This is a genomic window from Pseudomonas furukawaii (assembly GCF_002355475.1).
Lineage (GTDB): Bacteria > Pseudomonadota > Gammaproteobacteria > Pseudomonadales > Pseudomonadaceae > Metapseudomonas > Metapseudomonas furukawaii.
This window is the reverse complement of the sequence record NZ_AP014862.1, coordinates 5,245,639-5,264,779: the sequence shown is the minus strand read 5'-3', so window position 1 is coordinate 5,264,779 and position 19,141 is coordinate 5,245,639. Positions and strand designations below refer to the sequence as shown.

The window sequence follows — 19,141 nt, the reverse complement described above, 5'->3', positions numbered from 1 at the left end:
CCTCGCGCGGGGTTTTTTTATGTCTGGAATTACTGTCGGCGATTCCAGAAAGCTGCGATCAGTGGATCCTTGAGACGCTTTTCCAGGGCGAACAGGCCAATGTCGTAGGCGGTCAGGGGAGGCTGGATATCGTAGATGCGGATGCGCGCGGTCAGAGGACTGTTGTCGAGTACGATCTGTGGAACTACGCCAATGCCGAAACCCAGGCTCACCATGCTGACGATGGCTTCGTTGCCGCTCACCTGGGCGTAGATGCGCGGCTTGATGCTGTGGCTCTTCAGCCAACGATCGGTGCGAGTTCGGGCCAGGCCTTCTTCCGAGAGAATCATCGGTACGTCCCTCCAGCTCTCCGCCGAGGGACGTTGCAGCTGCTCCTCGGTCAGCAGTTGCGGTGACTGTGGGCCTATGAAACGCAGCTCGGAGCGGGTAATGGACTGGAAGTCGACGCCAGCCGGCAGATTGTCTGGACGGGCTCCGATGGCCAAGTCTTCCAACCCCTGTTGCACACGTTCGACGGCCTTCGCGGGGTCACCCGTGTGCAGCTTCATCTCGATTCGTGGGTAGTCCTGGCGGAAGCTGCTGAGGATGTCGTAGAGAAAGCTGTAGCTCGCCGTTACCGAGCAGTACAGCGAGAGTTCGCCGTGCAGGTCTGCCTGGTCCTGCATGAACCGCTGGCGGATGGCGTGCCAGCCGTTCATGACCTCGCTGGCGTACTCGCGGAACTGCCTCCCTTCGCGGGTTAGCTGGACCGAACGACTGTCGCGCACGAAGAGTGGGACGCCAAGTTCATCTTCGAGTTGCTTGATGCTGCGGCTGAGTGCGGAGGGGCTGACATGCTGCTCGCGGCTGGTCTTGCCGAAGTGCAGGTTGTCGGCGAGGGAAAGAAACAGCCTGAGGGAGTGGTTGTCCATGATTGTTTCTAATAGTGGCACGTTGCATTGCGAATATATCATTTTACGCAATGGATCGAATCGCTTAATGTGGCTTCGTCGCGGTGTGCGCACCCCATCCCTTTCGTTTCATAAAGAGCCAAGAACATGAAAGTTTATTACGACAAAGATTGCGACCTCTCCATTATCCAGGGCAAGAAAGTTGCCATCATCGGTTACGGTTCCCAGGGCCATGCCCAGGCCTGCAACCTGAAGGATTCGGGTGTCGACGTCACCATCGGCCTGCGCAAGGGCTCTGCCACCGTTGCCAAGGCCGAAGCCCATGGCCTGAAAGTCACCGATGTTGCCAGCGCCGTCGCAGCTGCCGACCTGGTGATGATCCTGACCCCGGACGAATTCCAGGGCCAGCTGTACAAGAGCGAGATCGAGCCGAACATCAAGAAGGGCGCCACTCTGGCCTTCTCCCACGGTTTCGCCATCCACTACAACCAGGTTGTACCGCGTGCCGACCTCGACGTGATCATGATCGCGCCGAAAGCCCCGGGCCACACCGTGCGCTCCGAGTTCGTCAAGGGCGGCGGTATCCCTGACCTGATCGCCGTATACCAGGACGCCTCCGGCAATGCCAAGAACGTTGCCCTGTCCTACGCCTGTGGCGTTGGCGGTGGCCGTACCGGCATCATCGAGACCACCTTCAAGGATGAGACCGAGACTGACCTGTTCGGCGAGCAGGCCGTACTGTGCGGTGGTTGCGTCGAGCTGGTCAAAGCCGGTTTTGAAACCCTGGTCGAAGCTGGCTACGCGCCTGAAATGGCTTACTTCGAGTGCTTGCACGAGCTGAAGCTGATCGTCGACCTGATGTACGAAGGCGGCATCGCCAACATGAACTACTCCATCTCCAACAACGCGGAGTACGGTGAGTACGTGACTGGCCCGGAGGTCATCAACGCCGAATCCCGTGCCGCGATGCGCAATGCCCTCAAGCGCATCCAGGACGGTGAGTACGCCAAGATGTTCATTCAGGAAGGCGCTTCCAACTACGCCTCCATGACCGCTTACCGTCGCAACAACGCTGCTCACCCGATCGAGCAGGTTGGTGAACGTCTGCGCGCGATGATGCCGTGGATCGCTTCCAACAAGATCGTCGACAAGACCAAGAACTAAGGTCTTTTCCTGATCTCAAGGGACGCGGCTTCGGCCGCGTTCTTTCATTTTGGCGCCAGTGATCTGGTATAAAGCCCACTGCCGGGCGGGGCCTTGCCGATGACCGCCCCCCACACACCGAATTCGTTGCAAGGATGTTGTTCATGAATGAACGCCCCGAAGAGCCGAATCAGCCCATCGATAACGACAGTCTGCTGCCCATCGACGAACACGTCGAAGAGGGGCACGACTCCGAAGGGCGCAAGGTCAGGCATCGTGGTATCTACCTGCTGCCCAACCTGTTCACTACGGCCAACCTGTTCGCCGGCTTCTACGCCATAGTCAACGCCATGAGCGGCAACTTCTCGGTGGCCGCCGCCACAGTGTTCGTCGCCATGGTGCTGGATAGCCTCGACGGCCGCGTCGCCCGGCTCACCAATACCCAGAGTGCCTTTGGTGCCGAGTACGATTCGTTGTCGGACATGGTGGCATTTGGTGTCGCCCCCGCCTTGTTGGCCTTCGAGTGGGCTCTGAGTGGCCTCGGCAGCGTCGGTCTGACGGTTGCATTCATCTATGTGGCGGGCGCCGCGCTGCGTCTGGCTCGCTTCAATACCCAGATCGGCAAGGTGGATAAGCGCTACTTCATTGGCCTGGCCAGCCCTGCCGCAGCGGGCGTGGTGGCGGGAACCGTCTGGGCGTTCAGCGATTTCGGCATCAAGGGCTCCAACATGTCCTTTATTGTCGCGCTGCTGGTGGCGCTGGCGGGGATGCTGATGGTGAGCAACATCCGCTTCTACAGCTTCAAGGATCTGGACCTGAAGGGGCGTGTTCCCTTCGTGGCGATCCTGATCGTGGTGCTCGCGTTCGCCGTGGTGTTCAGTGACCCGCCGCGTATCCTGCTGCTGATATTCCTGGCTTACGCTGCGTCCGGTCCGGTGCAATACTTGCTCCAGTTGCGACGTCGTAAGCAGGTCGATTGATGTAATTTCCTCGCGGCTCCGCAGTCTACAGGGCATCTCAGCCCGAATTGCGGAGCCGCCATGCTGATCCAGATCCCTCCTTCGTCCGCTTGCCGCGAGCACGAAGTCACGCCTGAATCCCTCTATCTTTCCCGACGCAGGTTCCTGGCCGGCGTTGGTGGGGCGGCCGCCATGGCGGCGCTTCCGTTATGCGCCCAGGATGCTTCGGTATACGACGACGTCGAACCTGCCAAGGCGCCAGCCTGGTTCGACGCAAAACTCGCTGGAACTCGCTGGCGTACAGTGACGGCCGGCGATGAGTCGATCACACCCTTCCGGGATGCAACCCACTACAACAATTTCTATGAGTTCGGTACCAACAAGGGCGACCCTGCGCGCTATGCGGAGAAGCTGCGCGTCGAGCCCTGGACTGTTCGCATAGAAGGCGAAGTGGATAAGCCTGGAGCTTATGCACTGGAGGACCTGGTGAAACCCCATGCCCTCGAAGAGCGGATCTATCGTCTGCGCTGCGTCGAAGCCTGGTCCATGGTCATTCCCTGGTTGGGCTTCCCTTTGAGCGAGTTGTTGAGTAGGGCGCAACCCAACGGCAACGCCAAGTACGTCAGTTTCGAAACCCGCCTGGCTCCTGATGAGATGGCGGGGGTTCGCTCCGGATTTTCCCTGATCGACTGGCCCTATGTAGAAGGGTTGAGGCTGGATGAAGCGATGCATCCGCTGACGCTTCTGGCTGTGGGCATGTATGGGCGGGTGCTGCCTAACCAGAATGGGGCACCCTTGCGCTTGGTAGTGCCCTGGAAGTACGGATTCAAGAGTATCAAGTCCATCGTGCGCATACGTCTCGTAGCCGCCCAGCCGAAGACGACCTGGCAAACCATAGCGCCCGAGGAATATGGCTTCTTTTCGAACGTCAATCCCGAAGTCGATCACCCGCGGTGGAGTCAGGCTCATGAGCGGAGGCTGCCCAGTGGGCTGTTCTCACCGAATATCGTTCCGACGCGGATGTTCAACGGCTATGAAGAAGTGGCCAGCCTCTACGCGGGGCTGGATTTGAGGAAGAATTACTGATGCGATTCGCTCTCTGGCGACTCTTTGTGTTCCTAGTGGCACCCGTTGCGGTCGGATTGTGGATATATCAGGCCTGGATATTTGCCCTGGGACCCGATCCCGGAAAGGTACTGGTGGATCGTCTTGGGCTTGGGGCGCTCTGGTTGCTTCTCATAACGCTTGCGATGACTCCGTTGCAAAAGCTCACAGGGTGGAGTGGATGGATTGCCGTTCGCCGGCAATTGGGTCTCTGGTGCTTCACCTATGCGGTGTTGCATATCAGTGCCTATGCAGTGTTCCTCTTGGGGCTGGACATGCAACAGTTCCTGATCGATCTGGGCAAGCGACCTTATATATTCGTGGGTGCGCTGGGGTTTCTGGGGCTTTCCGCCTTGGCGGTCACTTCCAATCACTTCAGCATCCGGCGACTCGGCAAGCGTTGGAAGCAGTTGCATCGCCTGATCTACGCCATCCTGGCCATCGCGCTGCTGCACATGCTCTGGGTGGTCCGCGCCGACATGGCGGAATGGTCGGGATATGCGCTGGTCGCGCTGGGACTCATGCTTTTGAGAGTGCCCCAGGTGGAGAGGAAGTTGCCTCGCTTGTTCAGGTCGGTACAGCCGGGATGACACAAAAATTACAAGGAAGGTATTGACGGCAGATTTCTCATCCCTATAATGCGCCCCACTTCCGGCGCAGTCGCCAAGCGAAACTCCTTGAGAATCAAAGGGTTAAGCTGAAAGCGAAAGGCTCGGAAGTGAGGTGTTGACGACGGGGTTGAATCCTGTAGAATGCGCCTCCCGCTGACGAGAAGAGTGAATCGGATCAAAAGCGCAAGCGGTTGAGTAGAAAAGAAATTTTCGAAAAACAGCTTGACAGTAAGAAGGGCTGCTGTAGAATGCGCGGCCTCGGTTGAGACGAAAGACTTGATCGAAACGCTCTTTAACAACTGAATCAAGCAATTCGTGTGGGTGCTTGTGAGGTAAGACTGGTAGTCAACTGATTATCAGCATCACAAGTAACACTCGTGAATTCGAGAGTTTATTTGCGATTGCTGAGCCAAGTTTAGGGTTTTCTCAAAACCCAAGCAGTATTGAACTGAAGAGTTTGATCATGGCTCAGATTGAACGCTGGCGGCAGGCCTAACACATGCAAGTCGAGCGGCAGCGGGTCCTTCGGGATGCCGGCGAGCGGCGGACGGGTGAGTAATGCCTAGGAATCTGCCTGGTAGTGGGGGATAACTCGGGGAAACTCGAGCTAATACCGCATACGTCCTACGGGAGAAAGTGGGGGATCTTCGGACCTCACGCTATCAGATGAGCCTAGGTCGGATTAGCTAGTTGGTGAGGTAAAGGCTCACCAAGGCGACGATCCGTAACTGGTCTGAGAGGATGATCAGTCACACTGGAACTGAGACACGGTCCAGACTCCTACGGGAGGCAGCAGTGGGGAATATTGGACAATGGGCGAAAGCCTGATCCAGCCATGCCGCGTGTGTGAAGAAGGTCTTCGGATTGTAAAGCACTTTAAGTTGGGAGGAAGGGCAGTAAGTTAATACCTTGCTGTTTTGACGTTACCAACAGAATAAGCACCGGCTAACTTCGTGCCAGCAGCCGCGGTAATACGAAGGGTGCAAGCGTTAATCGGAATTACTGGGCGTAAAGCGCGCGTAGGTGGTTCAGCAAGTTGGAGGTGAAATCCCCGGGCTCAACCTGGGAACTGCCTCCAAAACTACTGGGCTAGAGTATGGTAGAGGGTGGTGGAATTTCCTGTGTAGCGGTGAAATGCGTAGATATAGGAAGGAACACCAGTGGCGAAGGCGACCACCTGGACTAATACTGACACTGAGGTGCGAAAGCGTGGGGAGCAAACAGGATTAGATACCCTGGTAGTCCACGCCGTAAACGATGTCGACTAGCCGTTGGGATCCTTGAGATCTTAGTGGCGCAGCTAACGCGATAAGTCGACCGCCTGGGGAGTACGGCCGCAAGGTTAAAACTCAAATGAATTGACGGGGGCCCGCACAAGCGGTGGAGCATGTGGTTTAATTCGAAGCAACGCGAAGAACCTTACCTGGCCTTGACATGCTGAGAACTTTCCAGAGATGGATTGGTGCCTTCGGGAACTCAGACACAGGTGCTGCATGGCTGTCGTCAGCTCGTGTCGTGAGATGTTGGGTTAAGTCCCGTAACGAGCGCAACCCTTGTCCTTAGTTACCAGCACGTTATGGTGGGCACTCTAAGGAGACTGCCGGTGACAAACCGGAGGAAGGTGGGGATGACGTCAAGTCATCATGGCCCTTACGGCCAGGGCTACACACGTGCTACAATGGTCGGTACAAAGGGTTGCCAAGCCGCGAGGTGGAGCTAATCCCATAAAACCGATCGTAGTCCGGATCGCAGTCTGCAACTCGACTGCGTGAAGTCGGAATCGCTAGTAATCGTGAATCAGAATGTCACGGTGAATACGTTCCCGGCCTTGTACACACCGCCCGTCACACCATGGGAGTGGGTTGCTCCAGAAGTAGCTAGTCTAACCGCAAGGGGGACGGTTACCACGGAGTGATTCATGACTGGGGTGAAGTCGTAACAAGGTAGCCGTAGGGGAACCTGCGGCTGGATCACCTCCTTAATCGAAGACATCAGCTTCTTCATAAGTTCCCACACGAATTGCTTGATTCAATTGCGAAGGCGATTGGGTCTGTAGCTCAGTTGGTTAGAGCGCACCCCTGATAAGGGTGAGGTCGGCAGTTCGAATCTGCCCAGACCCACCAATTGTCGCGGGGTCGAATGACCGGCCGACATTGGGGCCATAGCTCAGCTGGGAGAGCGCCTGCTTTGCACGCAGGAGGTCAGGAGTTCGATCCTCCTTGGCTCCACCACTCTCCAGTCAGGCAGCCAAGAGTGCAGAATTGAGTATCCGTGGTTGGATATTGAATTCTGGACTTTGCTTCAGAATCGTTCTTTAAAAATTCGGGTATGTGATAGAAGTGACTTGTTGAATGTTTCACTGCATTCAGCAACTCAAGGCAAAATTTGCGAGTTCAAGCGCGAATTTTCGGCGAATGTCGTCTTCACACCATGATCGCAGGCAGATTGCTTGGGGTTATATGGTCAAGTGAAGAAGCGCATACGGTGGATGCCTTGGCAGTCAGAGGCGATGAAAGACGTGGTAGCCTGCGAAAAGCTTCGGGGAGTCGGCAAACAGACTTTGATCCGGAGATCTCTGAATGGGGGAACCCACCTAGGATAACCTAGGTATCTTGTACTGAATCCATAGGTGCAAGAGGCGAACCAGGGGAACTGAAACATCTAAGTACCCTGAGGAAAAGAAATCAACCGAGATTCCCTTAGTAGTGGCGAGCGAACGGGGACTAGCCCTTAAGCTTCTTTGAATCTAATAGAACGCTCTGGAAAGTGCGGCCATAGTGGGTGATAGCCCCGTATATGAAAGGTTCTTGGAAGTGAAATCGAGTAGGACGGAGCACGTGAAACTTTGTCTGAACATGGGGGGACCATCCTCCAAGGCTAAATACTACTGACTGACCGATAGTGAACCAGTACCGTGAGGGAAAGGCGAAAAGAACCCCGGAGAGGGGAGTGAAATAGAACCTGAAACCGTATGCGTACAAGCAGTGGGAGCCTACTTTGTTAGGTGACTGCGTACCTTTTGTATAATGGGTCAGCGACTTATATTCAGTGGCGAGCTTAACCGAATAGGGGAGGCGTAGCGAAAGCGAGTCTTAATAGGGCGTTTAGTCGCTGGGTATAGACCCGAAACCGGGCGATCTATCCATGAGCAGGTTGAAGGTTAGGTAACACTGACTGGAGGACCGAACCGACTCCCGTTGAAAAGGTAGCGGATGACTTGTGGATCGGAGTGAAAGGCTAATCAAGCTCGGAGATAGCTGGTTCTCCTCGAAAGCTATTTAGGTAGCGCCTCACGTATCACTCCAGGGGGTAGAGCACTGTTTCGGCTAGGGGGTCATCCCGACTTACCAAACCGATGCAAACTCCGAATACCTGGAAGTGTCAGCGTGGGAGACACACGGCGGGTGCTAACGTCCGTCGTGAAAAGGGAAACAACCCAGACCGTCAGCTAAGGTCCCAAAGTTGTAGTTAAGTGGGAAACGATGTGGGAAGGCTTAGACAGCTAGGAGGTTGGCTTAGAAGCAGCCATCCTTTAAAGAAAGCGTAATAGCTCACTAGTCGAGTCGGCCTGCGCGGAAGATGTAACGGGGCTCAAACTACACACCGAAGCTACGGGTTCGTCGCAAGACGAGCGGTAGAGGAGCGTTCTGTAAGCCTGTGAAGGTGAGTTGAGAAGCTTGCTGGAGGTATCAGAAGTGCGAATGCTGACATGAGTAACGACAATGGGAGTGAAAAACTCCCACGCCGAAAGACCAAGGGTTCCTGCGCAACGTTAATCGACGCAGGGTGAGTCGGCCCCTAAGGCGAGGCTGAAAAGCGTAGTCGATGGGAAACGGGTTAATATTCCCGTACTTCTAGTTACTGCGATGGAGGGACGGAGAAGGCTAGGCCAGCTTGGCGTTGGTTGTCCAAGTTTAAGGTGGTAGGCCGAACACTTAGGCAAATCCGGGTGTTCAAGGCCGAGAGCTGATGACGAGCTTTCTTTTAGAAAGCGAAGTGGTCGATGCCATGCTTCCAGGAAAAGCTTCTAAGCTTCAGGTAACTAGGAACCGTACCCCAAACCGACACAGGTGGTTGGGTAGAGAATACCAAGGCGCTTGAGAGAACTCGGGTGAAGGAACTAGGCAAAATGGCACCGTAACTTCGGGAGAAGGTGCGCCGGTGAGGGTGAAGGACTTGCTCCGTAAGCCCATGCCGGTCGAAGATACCAGGCCGCTGCGACTGTTTATTAAAAACACAGCACTCTGCAAACACGAAAGTGGACGTATAGGGTGTGACGCCTGCCCGGTGCCGGAAGGTTAATTGATGGGGTTAGCGCAAGCGAAGCTCTTGATCGAAGCCCCGGTAAACGGCGGCCGTAACTATAACGGTCCTAAGGTAGCGAAATTCCTTGTCGGGTAAGTTCCGACCTGCACGAATGGCGTAACGATGGCGGCGCTGTCTCCACCCGAGACTCAGTGAAATTGAAATCGCTGTGAAGATGCAGTGTATCCGCGGCTAGACGGAAAGACCCCGTGAACCTTTACTGTAGCTTTGCACTGGACTTTGAGCCTGCTTGTGTAGGATAGGTGGGAGGCTTTGAAGCGTGGACGCCAGTTCGCGTGGAGCCATCCTTGAAATACCACCCTGGCATGCTTGAGGTTCTAACTCTGGTCCGTCATCCGGATCGAGGACAGTGTATGGTGGGCAGTTTGACTGGGGCGGTCTCCTCCTAAAGAGTAACGGAGGAGTACGAAGGTGCGCTCAGACCGGTCGGAAATCGGTCGCAGAGTATAAAGGCAAAAGCGCGCTTGACTGCGAGACAGACACGTCGAGCAGGTACGAAAGTAGGTCTTAGTGATCCGGTGGTTCTGTATGGAAGGGCCATCGCTCAACGGATAAAAGGTACTCCGGGGATAACAGGCTGATACCGCCCAAGAGTTCATATCGACGGCGGTGTTTGGCACCTCGATGTCGGCTCATCACATCCTGGGGCTGAAGCCGGTCCCAAGGGTATGGCTGTTCGCCATTTAAAGTGGTACGCGAGCTGGGTTTAGAACGTCGTGAGACAGTTCGGTCCCTATCTGCCGTGGACGTTTGAGATTTGAGAGGGGCTGCTCCTAGTACGAGAGGACCGGAGTGGACGAACCTCTGGTGTTCCGGTTGTCACGCCAGTGGCACTGCCGGGTAGCTATGTTCGGAAGAGATAACCGCTGAAAGCATCTAAGCGGGAAACTCGCCTCAAGATGAGATCTCACTGGGATCTTGAATCCCCTGAAGGGCCGTCGAAGACTACGACGTTGATAGGTTGGGTGTGTAAGCGCTGTGAGGCGTTGAGCTAACCAATACTAATTGCCCGTGAGGCTTGACCATATAACACCCAAACAATCTGGTGATTGTGGGTGCGACTGGTGAAGTCGATGTGAACCGAAAGTTCGCATGAACCGCAAAGCCAACAACTGTCACATACCTGATTAGGGGTAGCGTCCCAGACGATGCCCCAACCGAATTGCTTGACGACTATAGAGCGTTGGAACCACCTGATCCCATCCCGAACTCAGCAGTGAAACGACGCATCGCCGATGGTAGTGTGGAGCTTCTCCATGTGAGAGTAGGTCATCGTCAAGCTCCTATCCCAAACCCCCGATACGCTAACGCGTGTCGGGGGTTTGTCTTTGGGCGATGGAAAGTCGGGCGAGGGGCCTGATGGAAGTGGCCGATATACCTTGTGGCCGCGACCGGTTCGGCGCGCTCGTCTAGAATAGCCGCGTAATCCCTGAGAGCCTTGATGCCATGCCTGAGCAGGCTGACCCGCGCCCGCTGTCCGAACTTCCGCTGCACGGCCTGATCGCCTGTCACGAGTGCGATCTGCTGATGCAGCGTCCTCGCCTTGGCGACGAGCAGAAAGCCTGCTGCCCCCGCTGTGGATATGAATTGGTGGTGCATCGTTCGCAAATGGTGCGCCGCGCCCTGGCCCTGGCCTTCACTGCATTGCTTCTGTACATCCCAGCCAACTTCCTGCCCATCATGAAGCTCAACCTGCTGGGCCAGACCACTCACGACACCGTCTGGACCGGCGTACTGGGCCTCTACGATACAGGCATGCAGGCAGTGGCCTTGCTGGTGTTCCTCTGCAGTATGGTCATCCCCCTGGTCAAACTCCTCTGTCAGTTGGTGGTGCTTCTCTGCATCAGCTTCGGGCGGGCCCAGGGTCTGGGCATCGTGCTCTACCGCCTGTACCACCATTTACGGGAGTGGGGGATGCTGGAGGTCTACCTGATGGGCATCCTGGTCTCCATCGTCAAGCTGATCGACCTCGCCGACCTCCATCTGGGCATTGGCCTGGCTTGCTTCATCGGTTTGTTGCTGTCTCAGGTCTGGTTGGAGGTCACCATGTCGCCGCACCAGGTATGGGACGCCCTGGATCCGGAGGGTGAGGCCCATGCGAGCCATTGATGCCGGCATCATCGTCTGTGACGAATGCCATCAGCTCAACCACATGGGCTCCGACGACGACCACGGTCATTGCCGTCGTTGTGGCGCCGTTCTCTACGCGCGCCGCCCCGACAGCATCGTGCGTACCTGGGCCCTGCTCATCACCGCCACCATCCTTTACGTTCCGGCCAATCTGCTGCCCATCATGACGGTGAACTTCTTCGGCAACGGGGCGCCTTCCACCATCATGGGCGGGGTGCTGGAACTCATACATGCCGACATGGTGCCCATTGCCCTCGTGGTGTTCGTCGCCAGCATCCTGGTGCCCACGTTCAAGCTTGTAGGGATTGCATTGCTGCTTTACTCAGTACAGCGACGGCTGCCCATGTCACCGCGGCAGCGCATCCTGATGTACCGCTTCATCGAATGGATAGGACGCTGGTCCATGCTCGATATCTTCGTCATCGCCATCCTCGTGGCCTTGGTGAGCTTCGGCAATCTGGCCAGTATCGAAGCGAACCTTGGAGCGGCCGCCTTCGCCAGCGTCGTGGTCATCACCATGATCGCCGCAGTGACTTTCGACCCCAGGCTGATCTGGGACAACACCGATACGGACGACGAGAATGCCTGAGCTGCCGACGCCGAAAACCAAGAAAACCACCAACTGGTCCGCCATCTGGGTGCTACCCCTGCTGGCACTGATCATCGGTCTCTGGCTGGCCTGGAAGGCCATGAGCGAAGCGGGCATCGAGATCCATATCCGTTTCGAGAACGGCGATGGCATCCAGGTGGGCAAGACTCAGCTGATGTACAAGGGCATTCAGGTGGGCAAGGTGGTCGACCTGCATGTCAGCGATGACATCAAGGGCGTGATCGCTACCGTCGAAGTCATGAAGGAGGCAGAGCCCTACCTCAGCAAGAGCACGCGCTTCTGGCTGGTTCGACCGCGCGTATCCCTGGCGGGTGTGACGGGGCTGGAAACCCTGGTATCCGGCATCTACATCGCCATCGACCCGCAGCAGGGCGAGCCGGAGCGGCGCTACACCGCGCTGGCGGAGCCACCGCCCCTGTCCGATGCGTTGCCTGGCGTGCACCTTACCCTCAAGGCCGAACGCCTGGGCTCCCTGGAGCAGGGCAGTCCCGTCTACTACCGGCAGATCCAGGTCGGTCAGGTGAAGAGTTATCAGCTCGCCGAGGACCAGCGCACTGTCGAGGTCAAGGTCCATATCGAACAGCCCTACGCGCACCTGGTGCGCAAGCACACCCGTTTCTGGAACGCCAGCGGGCTCAATGTCGACGCAGGCTTGTCCGGTGTGAAGATTCGCACCGAATCCGTACTCAGCATGGTGGCCGGAGGCATCGCCTTCGCGACGCCGGAGCACCGCCAGGACAGCCCGCCCACCGATCCCAGCATTCCCTTCCGTCTCTATGACGGATTCGAAGCGGCCGAAGCCGGCCTGCGTGTGCTGCTGCGCATGGACGACGTCAGTGGCCTCAACCCCGGCAGCACCCCGGTGATGTACAACGGCGTGCAGGTGGGTACCTTGAAGAAGCTCGACATGGACAAGGATTTCACCGGTGCCACCGCCGAACTCACCATGGAGCCCCGTACCGAAGACTTCCTCGTCGAAGGCACCGAGTTCTGGACCGTGAAACCCTCCATCTCCCTGGCAGGCATCACCGGCATCGAGGCCCTGGTCAAAGGCAACTACATCGCCGTCCGCTTCGCCAAGGAAGGAAGCCCGACACGCGAGTTCAAGGTTCGGCCCAAGGCCCCGCCCTTGAATACCGACGCCCCGGGCCTGCACCTGGTGCTTACCAGCGATCGCCTGGGTTCCCTCGAAGTCGGTAGCCCCATCCTGTTCCGCCAGGTACGTGTGGGCAGCGTGCAGAGCTACCAACTGTCCCGTGATCAGGAGCGGGTCGTCATCGGCATCCACATCGAGCCGGAGTTCGCCAAGCTGGTGAACGAATCCACCCGCTTCTGGAATTCCAGCGGCGTGACCCTCAAGGGCAGCCTGTCCGGCGTCGAAGTGAAAAGCGAATCCCTGCAGACCCTGCTGGCCGGCGGCATCACCTTCAGCACGCCGGATCCCAAGGCCAAGCCTGTGACCCGCCCGCGCCGCTTCAGCCTCTACGACGATGAAGCCCAGGCCCTGCAGAAGGGCACCCTGATCGAGATCGCCGTGCCCCAGGCCAGTGGTCTCAAGGAGGGTACGCCAATCCGCTTCAAGGGGATCGACGTCGGTGAGGTCGAGTCCGTCAGCCTCAAGGACGACCTCTCGGGTGTCATCCTCAAGGCCCGGCTGACCCAGGCGGCCAACCGGATCGCTCGCGCCGGGACACGCTTCTGGGTGGTGGGGCCTGAGTTGGGCCTGTTGCGCACCGCCAACCTCGACACACTCGTCAGTGGCCAGTACCTGGAAGTCGAGCCGGCGGAAAACCCGGGCGCCAGCCAGACCCGGTTCACCGTGCTCAACCAGGCACCTGACCCTCTTGCGACCCAGCAGGGCCTGCGCATCGTCCTCAGTGCCCCCCGTCGTGGCTCCATCAAGCCGGGGGTGATCGTCAGCTACCGCGAGGTGCCCGTGGGCACGGTGCTGTCCTACGAACTGGGCAAGACGGCCGATCGCGTCTTCATTCACGTCCTCATCGAGCCGCGCTACGCACCTCTGGTCCACAGCGGCAGCCGCTTCTGGCACAGCAGCGGCGTCGGTGTCGACGCCAGCCTGTTCGATGGCGTGAAGGTGCGCACTGGATCACTGGAATCCCTGGTGGAAGGTGGCATCTCCTTTGCCACTCCCAATGAGGGGCAGATGGGCAATGTCGCGCTCAACGGTCAGACCTTCGCACTGCATGACGATGCGGAAGATGAATGGCTGACCTGGGCGCCGAAGATTCCCCTCGCGCAGTAAGCATCGGGGAGCGCCCCTGCACAGGGTGGACGCCCCAAACGACAAGGGCCGCGAATGCGGCCCTTGTCGTTTCAGCAGGTTGGCGATCAGGCGGGTTCGACGGCCTTGTCGCGGCTTTCCTGTTCAGCCTTCGTCGACTCGCGACGCTTGATGAACTTCCAGTCGGCCTCGTCGATGTAGATGCCATTGGGGCCGCTGCCGCCTTCCAGGTCGATGGCGACGTTGGCCGATACCTGCGGCTTCACCGACGCCAGGATCGGCGTGAAGCCAAGCTGCTGGCTGGTCTCGATCAGCGCCTGCTGGTTGCGCTCGTCGATGTCCGCCGCTTCGTCCAGGTAGTAAGGCAGGCGAATGCGGCTGGCCTGCTCGCGGTCCATCAGGTGCAGCAGCAGATACATGTTGGTCAGCGCCTTGATGGTCATGGTGGTGCCGTTGGACGCGGCGCCATCGATGTCGGTGTGGATCACCGGCTGGCCATGGACCTTGGTGATCTCGAACGCCAGCTCGAACAGGTCCTTCAGGCCCAGCTGGTTGCCGTTGGCCGCCACCAGGCGCGCCAGGTATTCCTTGGCCTCCTCGTTCTTCGCATCCTGGTCCGCCGACTGGGTCAGGTCGAAGACCGACAGGGTCTCACCTTCCTCGTACTGGCCGGCGCTGTGGATGATCTGGTCGATGTGGCGCAGGGCATCCTTGTTCGGTGCCAGCACGATCCGGAAGCTTTGCAGGTTGGACACCTGGCGCTTGTTGATCTCGCGGTTGAACAGCGCCAGCTGGTGTTCCAGGTTGTCGTAGTCGCTGCGGATGTTGCGCAGCGTGCGGGCGATATCGGTGACCGCCGCGCGGCGCGCCTTGGCCAGGGTCAGCGCCTCGTCCTGGCGGTGGGCATAGGCGTTGATCAACAGGGTCAGGCGGCGTTCGGCATCGTCCTCGCTGTCGAACTTGGCCACGCCTTTCAGGCGCACCTGGGCATAGAGCGCCTCGATCTGGCCGTCGATGCGCTGCAGCGCCTGCCAGGTGTCCTGATAGTCGTTGAGCAGCGGCAGCAGGTTGTCCAGGCTGTCGTCCACAGGGTCCATATAGGGCGTGCCGAAGGGCAGGTCGGCCGGGAGCAACTGGCGGCGGCGCAGGGCATCCTCCAGGGTGCGCTCCTTGGCTTCCAGATCCGCCAGTTGGCGACCCACCAGTTGCAGCTTGGCGGACAGTTGCTGGACGCGCTCGGTGAAGGCGTCGGCGGAGCGCTTCAGCTCGTCCTGGGTCGCCTCCAGTTGCGCCAGCTCCTCCAGCTTGGCCGGCTCTTCGGCGGTCAGGGTCTGGGCCTTGCGGAAGTCCTCCAGGGCTTTCTGCGCATCCAGCACGGCCTGATACAACTTCTCCGCCTGCTCCTTGCTCGCGGCGCGGTCGGCGGCCACCGACTGCTGGGTCTTGAGCTGCTTCAGCTCACGCTCCAGGCGGTCCTTCTGGTCCCGCAGGGCGGCACGGTCGGCCAGGGCCTGCAGGGCCGGCGGCTCGATGCCGGAGAGATCGATGGACAGGCCGGGTGCCTCGAACTGGCTGCCTTTGAACTGATCCAGCACCACTTCCAGGGTCTTCACCCAGGCGTCCTCATCGTCCAGCTGGATGCCTTTCTCGCCCAGGGGCAGGCTGAACAGCTGGCCATTGAACAACCGCATCAGGCGGTCCACATCGGCCTGGCTGAACTCCTCGCGCAGGCGCGAGTAGCTGTTGTTGTCGGCGTGATCGAGCTGCTGTTTCACCGCCTTCAGGCGTTTTTCCAGGTCGCGCACGCGCTCGTCGAGGTCCTCGGCGGAGAACTGCCGGGACTGCGCCAGGGCACCGGCCAGCTCGTCGTGGGCATCCTTGGCGGCCAGCAGTTGCTGCTCCAGCACCTTGGCGTCCTCCACCAGGGCGAAGCGGTTCTTGAGCACCGCCAGCTCGCCCAGCCAGCGCTGGATCTCTGTGATGGCCCGCTCCAGGCGCATCATCTCCTGGGTGCCGCCGCGCTGCTCGTTCTGCAGGCCGTCCTGCTCGTTGCGGTAATGCTCGGCCTGGATCACCAGTTCCTCGCGACGCGCACCGGAATAGTCCTGCCAGGTACCCAGCAGGGAATCCAGCAGCGGCGAGATACGGTGCAGCTTGCCGCGCAGGATCTCGCGCTGGGTCACGCCGTTGGACAGCGCCTCCACCAGCGGGCCGGCGGCCACCAGGGCCTGGTAGTCCTGCTCCATGCGGCGCACGTCGCGGAAGGCCTCTTCACAGGCGGCGATGTAGTCCACGCTGCCCGAACGCAGGCTGTGCTCGAAGGCGTCGAGGAACAGCTGCTTGAGCTTGGCCGCGGTGATTTCGCGCATATGCAGCAGGTTGATGAACAGCGAGCGGAAGGTTTTCAGGCTCTGCTCGCTGGTGGAGCGCAGCGGGATCAGCGTCAGGTCCAGCGGAATCGAGGTGTGCCCGCCCACCAGCAGGCGGCGCAGTTCGTCGGGCTTGAGCTCATAGGCCTTGATGCCCTCACGCTCCAGGTTGTTGAACAGCTCGCGTTGGCGCAGGCAGGTGCCGCCCTGCTGGTAGTGCTCCAGGTCCAGTTCGCCCCGGTAGGCGAAGAACTGGTGGCCGAAGCCGCCGCCCGGGCCACGACCGGCCACGCCGATCACATGGGGGCCGTGGGGCAGGGAGATTTCCACCAGGATGTAGCTGGTATCGGTGGCGAAGTAGAACTTGCGCGACTGCTCCAGGCTGTATTTGCCGAAGCTCATGTCCGACATGCGCGCCAGGATAGGGAACTGCAGCGCGTTGATCGACGCCGACTTGCCCAGGTTGTTGGCTCCGTAGATCGACAGCGGGGTTTCCAGGGGAAACAGACCCAGGCTGTAGCCGGCGGTGTTCAGCAGGGCGAAGCGGCGGATGCCGTAGCGTTCCTGGCTCATGCGTCTTCCTCCTGGGCGGCGCGTTCTTCAGCCATGGCGCGGGCCAGGGCGTCTTCGTCGGATTCCTCGACGGCCTCGGGCACATCGATGGGGATGATGGCATCACCGCTGTCGTCATCCAGCAGTACCGGCGCCTGCAACGCCAGGTCGCTGCTGTGCAGGCTGGCGGCCAGGTCGCGGTCGTGCTGCACCGCCAGGCAGACATCGAGGAAGCGGTGCATCGGCGGCAGGAAGCGGTAGACACCGTTGCTGTCCTCGGCGAAGCCCAGTTGGGTCAGGCGGCGGATCACCTTCTCCTCCAGCTCCTCATGGGTCGTCACCTCGGCCTGCATGAACAGGTCGCGGTACTTTTCCAGCAGTGCGGGCAGCTCGTCGCGGCCGATGCTGCCGCCGTCCAGCACGGACAAAGGGTCGCGGCCCTGATCCGCCAGGTGCTCCACCAGGATGAAGGTGAACAGGGCCAGGCGCTGGGCGGTCTTGTTCACCTGGGCGCCCATCTGCTCGGGCACGAAGTAATAGAAGCCGCGCGGGTCGCACACCAGCTCAAAGCCGAGCGCCTTGAACAGTGCGCGGTACTGGTCCTGCTGCGTGGACAGCTGGGCGTAGCACTCCGGCTCGCTGCGGGAGAGGTGATAGCCCTTGAACAGCTCGCGGAAGATGGGTGCGAGCTGGGTCATTTCTTTCAGGTCGATATTCATCAGGAAGTCTTCTCGGCCGCGGCGGTGGGGCTTTTGATCAGGGCGTAGGAGCTCAGGCTGACCTGGTGCTCTGCGGTCAGGTAATCGCGGCGTTCCAGGCGATCACGCTGGAAGCGCGAGTCGCGGGAAAGACGCGAGAACCAGTAGAGGAGTTCGTCGGTGGCGCCTTCCGGCTCCTGCTCAAGCAGCCAGACCATCAGGTCCGGCAGCGGCAGGGCCTGCTCGCAGCGGTCGAGCATCTCCCGCGCCGTCTTCGGCGAACGGGGCGCGGTCGATTTGCGCGGCCCGCTGGATTTGGGGAAGTGCGCCGGTTTCGGCTGGAAGCGCGCCAGTGCGTAGACATAGGCCTCCACCTGGGACGCGCTGCCGAGGAAGGTGGTCTGCGGGCGGGTGAACAAGGGCATCGCTGCCTGGGGCACCGCATCCAGGCCCTTCTTGCGGATCACCGACAGCGCCAGTGCGGCACCACGGGTCACGGCGTTGTGCCGGCGGGCTTCCTCCCGTAGCGGCAGCAGCAGCTCGCGGGCCTTGCGCAGGGTCAACTGGGCGCTGGTCTGCATTTCCAGAATGCGCGCGTGGGTGCGCAGCAGCAGGTCATCGTCCACCAACTGGCCCAAGCGCTGCTGCTCGCCCAGGAGGCGCAGCAGCACCTGCTCGACGCGGCGCACGCCCTGCTCGAAGGCGCCATCGGCGGCCACCAGCTGGATCATCGGCTCCACGTACTCGTCCCAGGTGGCCAGCACCTCGGCATAGCGCTGGCGCAGGGGGATCTGCCGGTCGCTGGTCTTGGCGCGGTCTGCCACCGCCACCAGCGCCTGCTCGTCGTTGTCCAGCTTCTTCAGCACGTCGCGCACGCGCATGTCCAGAAGGCGTAGCTGGCGGGCCAGGTCGTTGCCGTCGCGGATCTCGAAGGCTTCCTGGATATAGCCGGCCAGGCGCTCCAGGTGACGCAGGTAGGCCTCGATCTCCAGGCACAGGCCCAGGCGGTGCTCCCGGCGCAGGTAGGCGAGAAAGTCGTGGATCTGCGCGTTCAGCTCGAAGCGGTTCGGGCTCTTGGCCACCGGAACCAGAATGTCCAGGCGGACCCAGAGGTCGAGCAGGGCGGTGATGTCGGTGGGCGTGCCCTCCGGCAACTGGCCGGCCAGCTGCACACGCAGCTCCACCAGGCTCAGGGTGCCGGTATCGAAACGCTCGCAAAGCGGTTCGAGCAACGTCCAGTGTTCGGCGAGGGCGCGCAATACGCGCTTGGGATCGATCATCGATGGGCCGGGGTCGCTGAAAAAAGAGGGGATTGTACTTCAGGTTGCCACCGGCGATTGAGACTCAACCGATCAGAGGAGCGACAGCTGTCGCGGACTGACAAAAATCGGCAGATTGCGACTGACGCGGTGCTGGAGGCGGTAGCCCATGTACCTGCAGCCCCCGTCCAAGTGCTTGAATCTGCTGGCATGTTTTCTGCGTTATCGAACCATACACCGCTTGAACG

At 59.6% G+C, this 19,141-nt stretch carries 11 protein-coding genes, 2 tRNA genes and 3 rRNA genes; 12 read left to right on the top strand and 4 right to left on the bottom strand.

From position 1 onward, the window contains the following. Nucleotides 1–29: 29 nt before the first annotated feature. Nucleotides 30–911, bottom strand: a complete 882-nt coding sequence (ilvY, locus tag KF707C_RS24500) for an HTH-type transcriptional activator IlvY (protein WP_003457180.1) — start codon at nt 909–911, stop codon at nt 30–32. Nucleotides 912–1,037: 126 nt separating this feature from the next. Between ilvY and ilvC the strand changes: the two genes are divergently transcribed. From ilvC to KF707C_RS24435, 12 genes are all read left to right on the top strand, one after another. Then, the gene (gene ilvC, locus KF707C_RS24495) at nt 1,038–2,054 is read left to right on the top strand and encodes a ketol-acid reductoisomerase (RefSeq protein WP_003457178.1); all 1,017 of its coding nucleotides are present in this window, start codon (nt 1,038–1,040) and stop codon (nt 2,052–2,054) included. A 143-nt stretch (nt 2,055–2,197) separates the two neighbouring features. After that, nucleotides 2,198–3,013: a CDP-diacylglycerol--serine O-phosphatidyltransferase gene (gene pssA / locus KF707C_RS24490; protein ID WP_003457177.1), complete on the top strand. Its 816-nt coding sequence runs from the start codon at nt 2,198–2,200 to the stop codon at nt 3,011–3,013. A 60-nt stretch (nt 3,014–3,073) separates the two neighbouring features. Continuing rightward, nucleotides 3,074–4,078, top strand: a complete 1,005-nt coding sequence (msrP, locus tag KF707C_RS24485; RefSeq protein ID WP_003457174.1) for a protein-methionine-sulfoxide reductase catalytic subunit MsrP — start codon at nt 3,074–3,076, stop codon at nt 4,076–4,078. Continuing rightward, nucleotides 4,078–4,686 (top strand): protein-methionine-sulfoxide reductase heme-binding subunit MsrQ, encoded by a 609-nt coding sequence (gene msrQ, locus KF707C_RS24480; protein WP_036994451.1) that lies wholly within the window; start codon nt 4,078–4,080, stop codon nt 4,684–4,686. Before msrP ends, msrQ begins: the two co-directional genes overlap by 1 nt. 466 nt (nt 4,687–5,152) lie before the next feature. Further along, nucleotides 5,153–6,688, top strand: a 16S ribosomal RNA gene (locus KF707C_RS24470). A 65-nt stretch (nt 6,689–6,753) separates the two neighbouring features. Continuing rightward, nucleotides 6,754–6,830: transfer RNA gene (locus KF707C_RS24465), tRNA-Ile, on the top strand. Between the two features lie 32 nt (nt 6,831–6,862). Further along, nucleotides 6,863–6,938, top strand: a tRNA-Ala gene (locus KF707C_RS24460). Nucleotides 6,939–7,168: 230 nt separating this feature from the next. Then, nucleotides 7,169–10,059, top strand: a 23S ribosomal RNA gene (locus KF707C_RS24455). Between the two features lie 139 nt (nt 10,060–10,198). Continuing rightward, nucleotides 10,199–10,314: ribosomal RNA gene (gene rrf, locus KF707C_RS24450) — 5S ribosomal RNA — on the top strand. Together the 16S, 23S and 5S rRNA genes with 2 tRNA genes alongside form the textbook arrangement of a ribosomal RNA operon. Before the next feature lie 165 nt (nt 10,315–10,479). Next, nucleotides 10,480–11,142: a paraquat-inducible protein A gene (locus KF707C_RS24445; protein WP_004422833.1), complete on the top strand. Its 663-nt coding sequence runs from the start codon at nt 10,480–10,482 to the stop codon at nt 11,140–11,142. After that, entirely contained in the window at nt 11,129–11,752 is a 624-nt protein-coding gene (locus KF707C_RS24440) for a paraquat-inducible protein A (protein ID WP_004422832.1), read from the top strand. Before KF707C_RS24445 ends, KF707C_RS24440 begins: the two co-directional genes overlap by 14 nt. Continuing rightward, nucleotides 11,745–14,036 (top strand): PqiB family protein, encoded by a 2,292-nt coding sequence (locus KF707C_RS24435; RefSeq protein WP_004422831.1) that lies wholly within the window; start codon nt 11,745–11,747, stop codon nt 14,034–14,036. Before KF707C_RS24440 ends, KF707C_RS24435 begins: the two co-directional genes overlap by 8 nt. Nucleotides 14,037–14,122: 86 nt before the next feature. Here the strand turns inward: KF707C_RS24435 and mksF are convergent, their stop codons facing one another. From mksF to mksB, 3 genes are read right to left on the bottom strand one after another with little or no spacing between them, the layout of a single operon-like run. Further along, nucleotides 14,123–16,957, bottom strand: a complete 2,835-nt coding sequence (gene mksF, locus KF707C_RS24430; protein ID WP_004422830.1) for an Mks condensin complex protein MksF — start codon at nt 16,955–16,957, stop codon at nt 14,123–14,125. Beyond that, nucleotides 16,954–17,655: an Mks condensin complex protein MksE gene (gene mksE, locus KF707C_RS24425; protein ID WP_004422829.1), complete on the bottom strand. Its 702-nt coding sequence runs from the start codon at nt 17,653–17,655 to the stop codon at nt 16,954–16,956. Before mksE ends, mksF begins: the two co-directional genes overlap by 4 nt. Continuing rightward, nucleotides 17,655–18,914, bottom strand: a complete 1,260-nt coding sequence (gene mksB, locus KF707C_RS24420; protein ID WP_004422828.1) for an Mks condensin complex protein MksB — start codon at nt 18,912–18,914, stop codon at nt 17,655–17,657. The genes mksE and mksB overlap by 1 nt, the downstream gene beginning before the upstream one ends. Nucleotides 18,915–19,141: the final 227 nt, after the last annotated feature.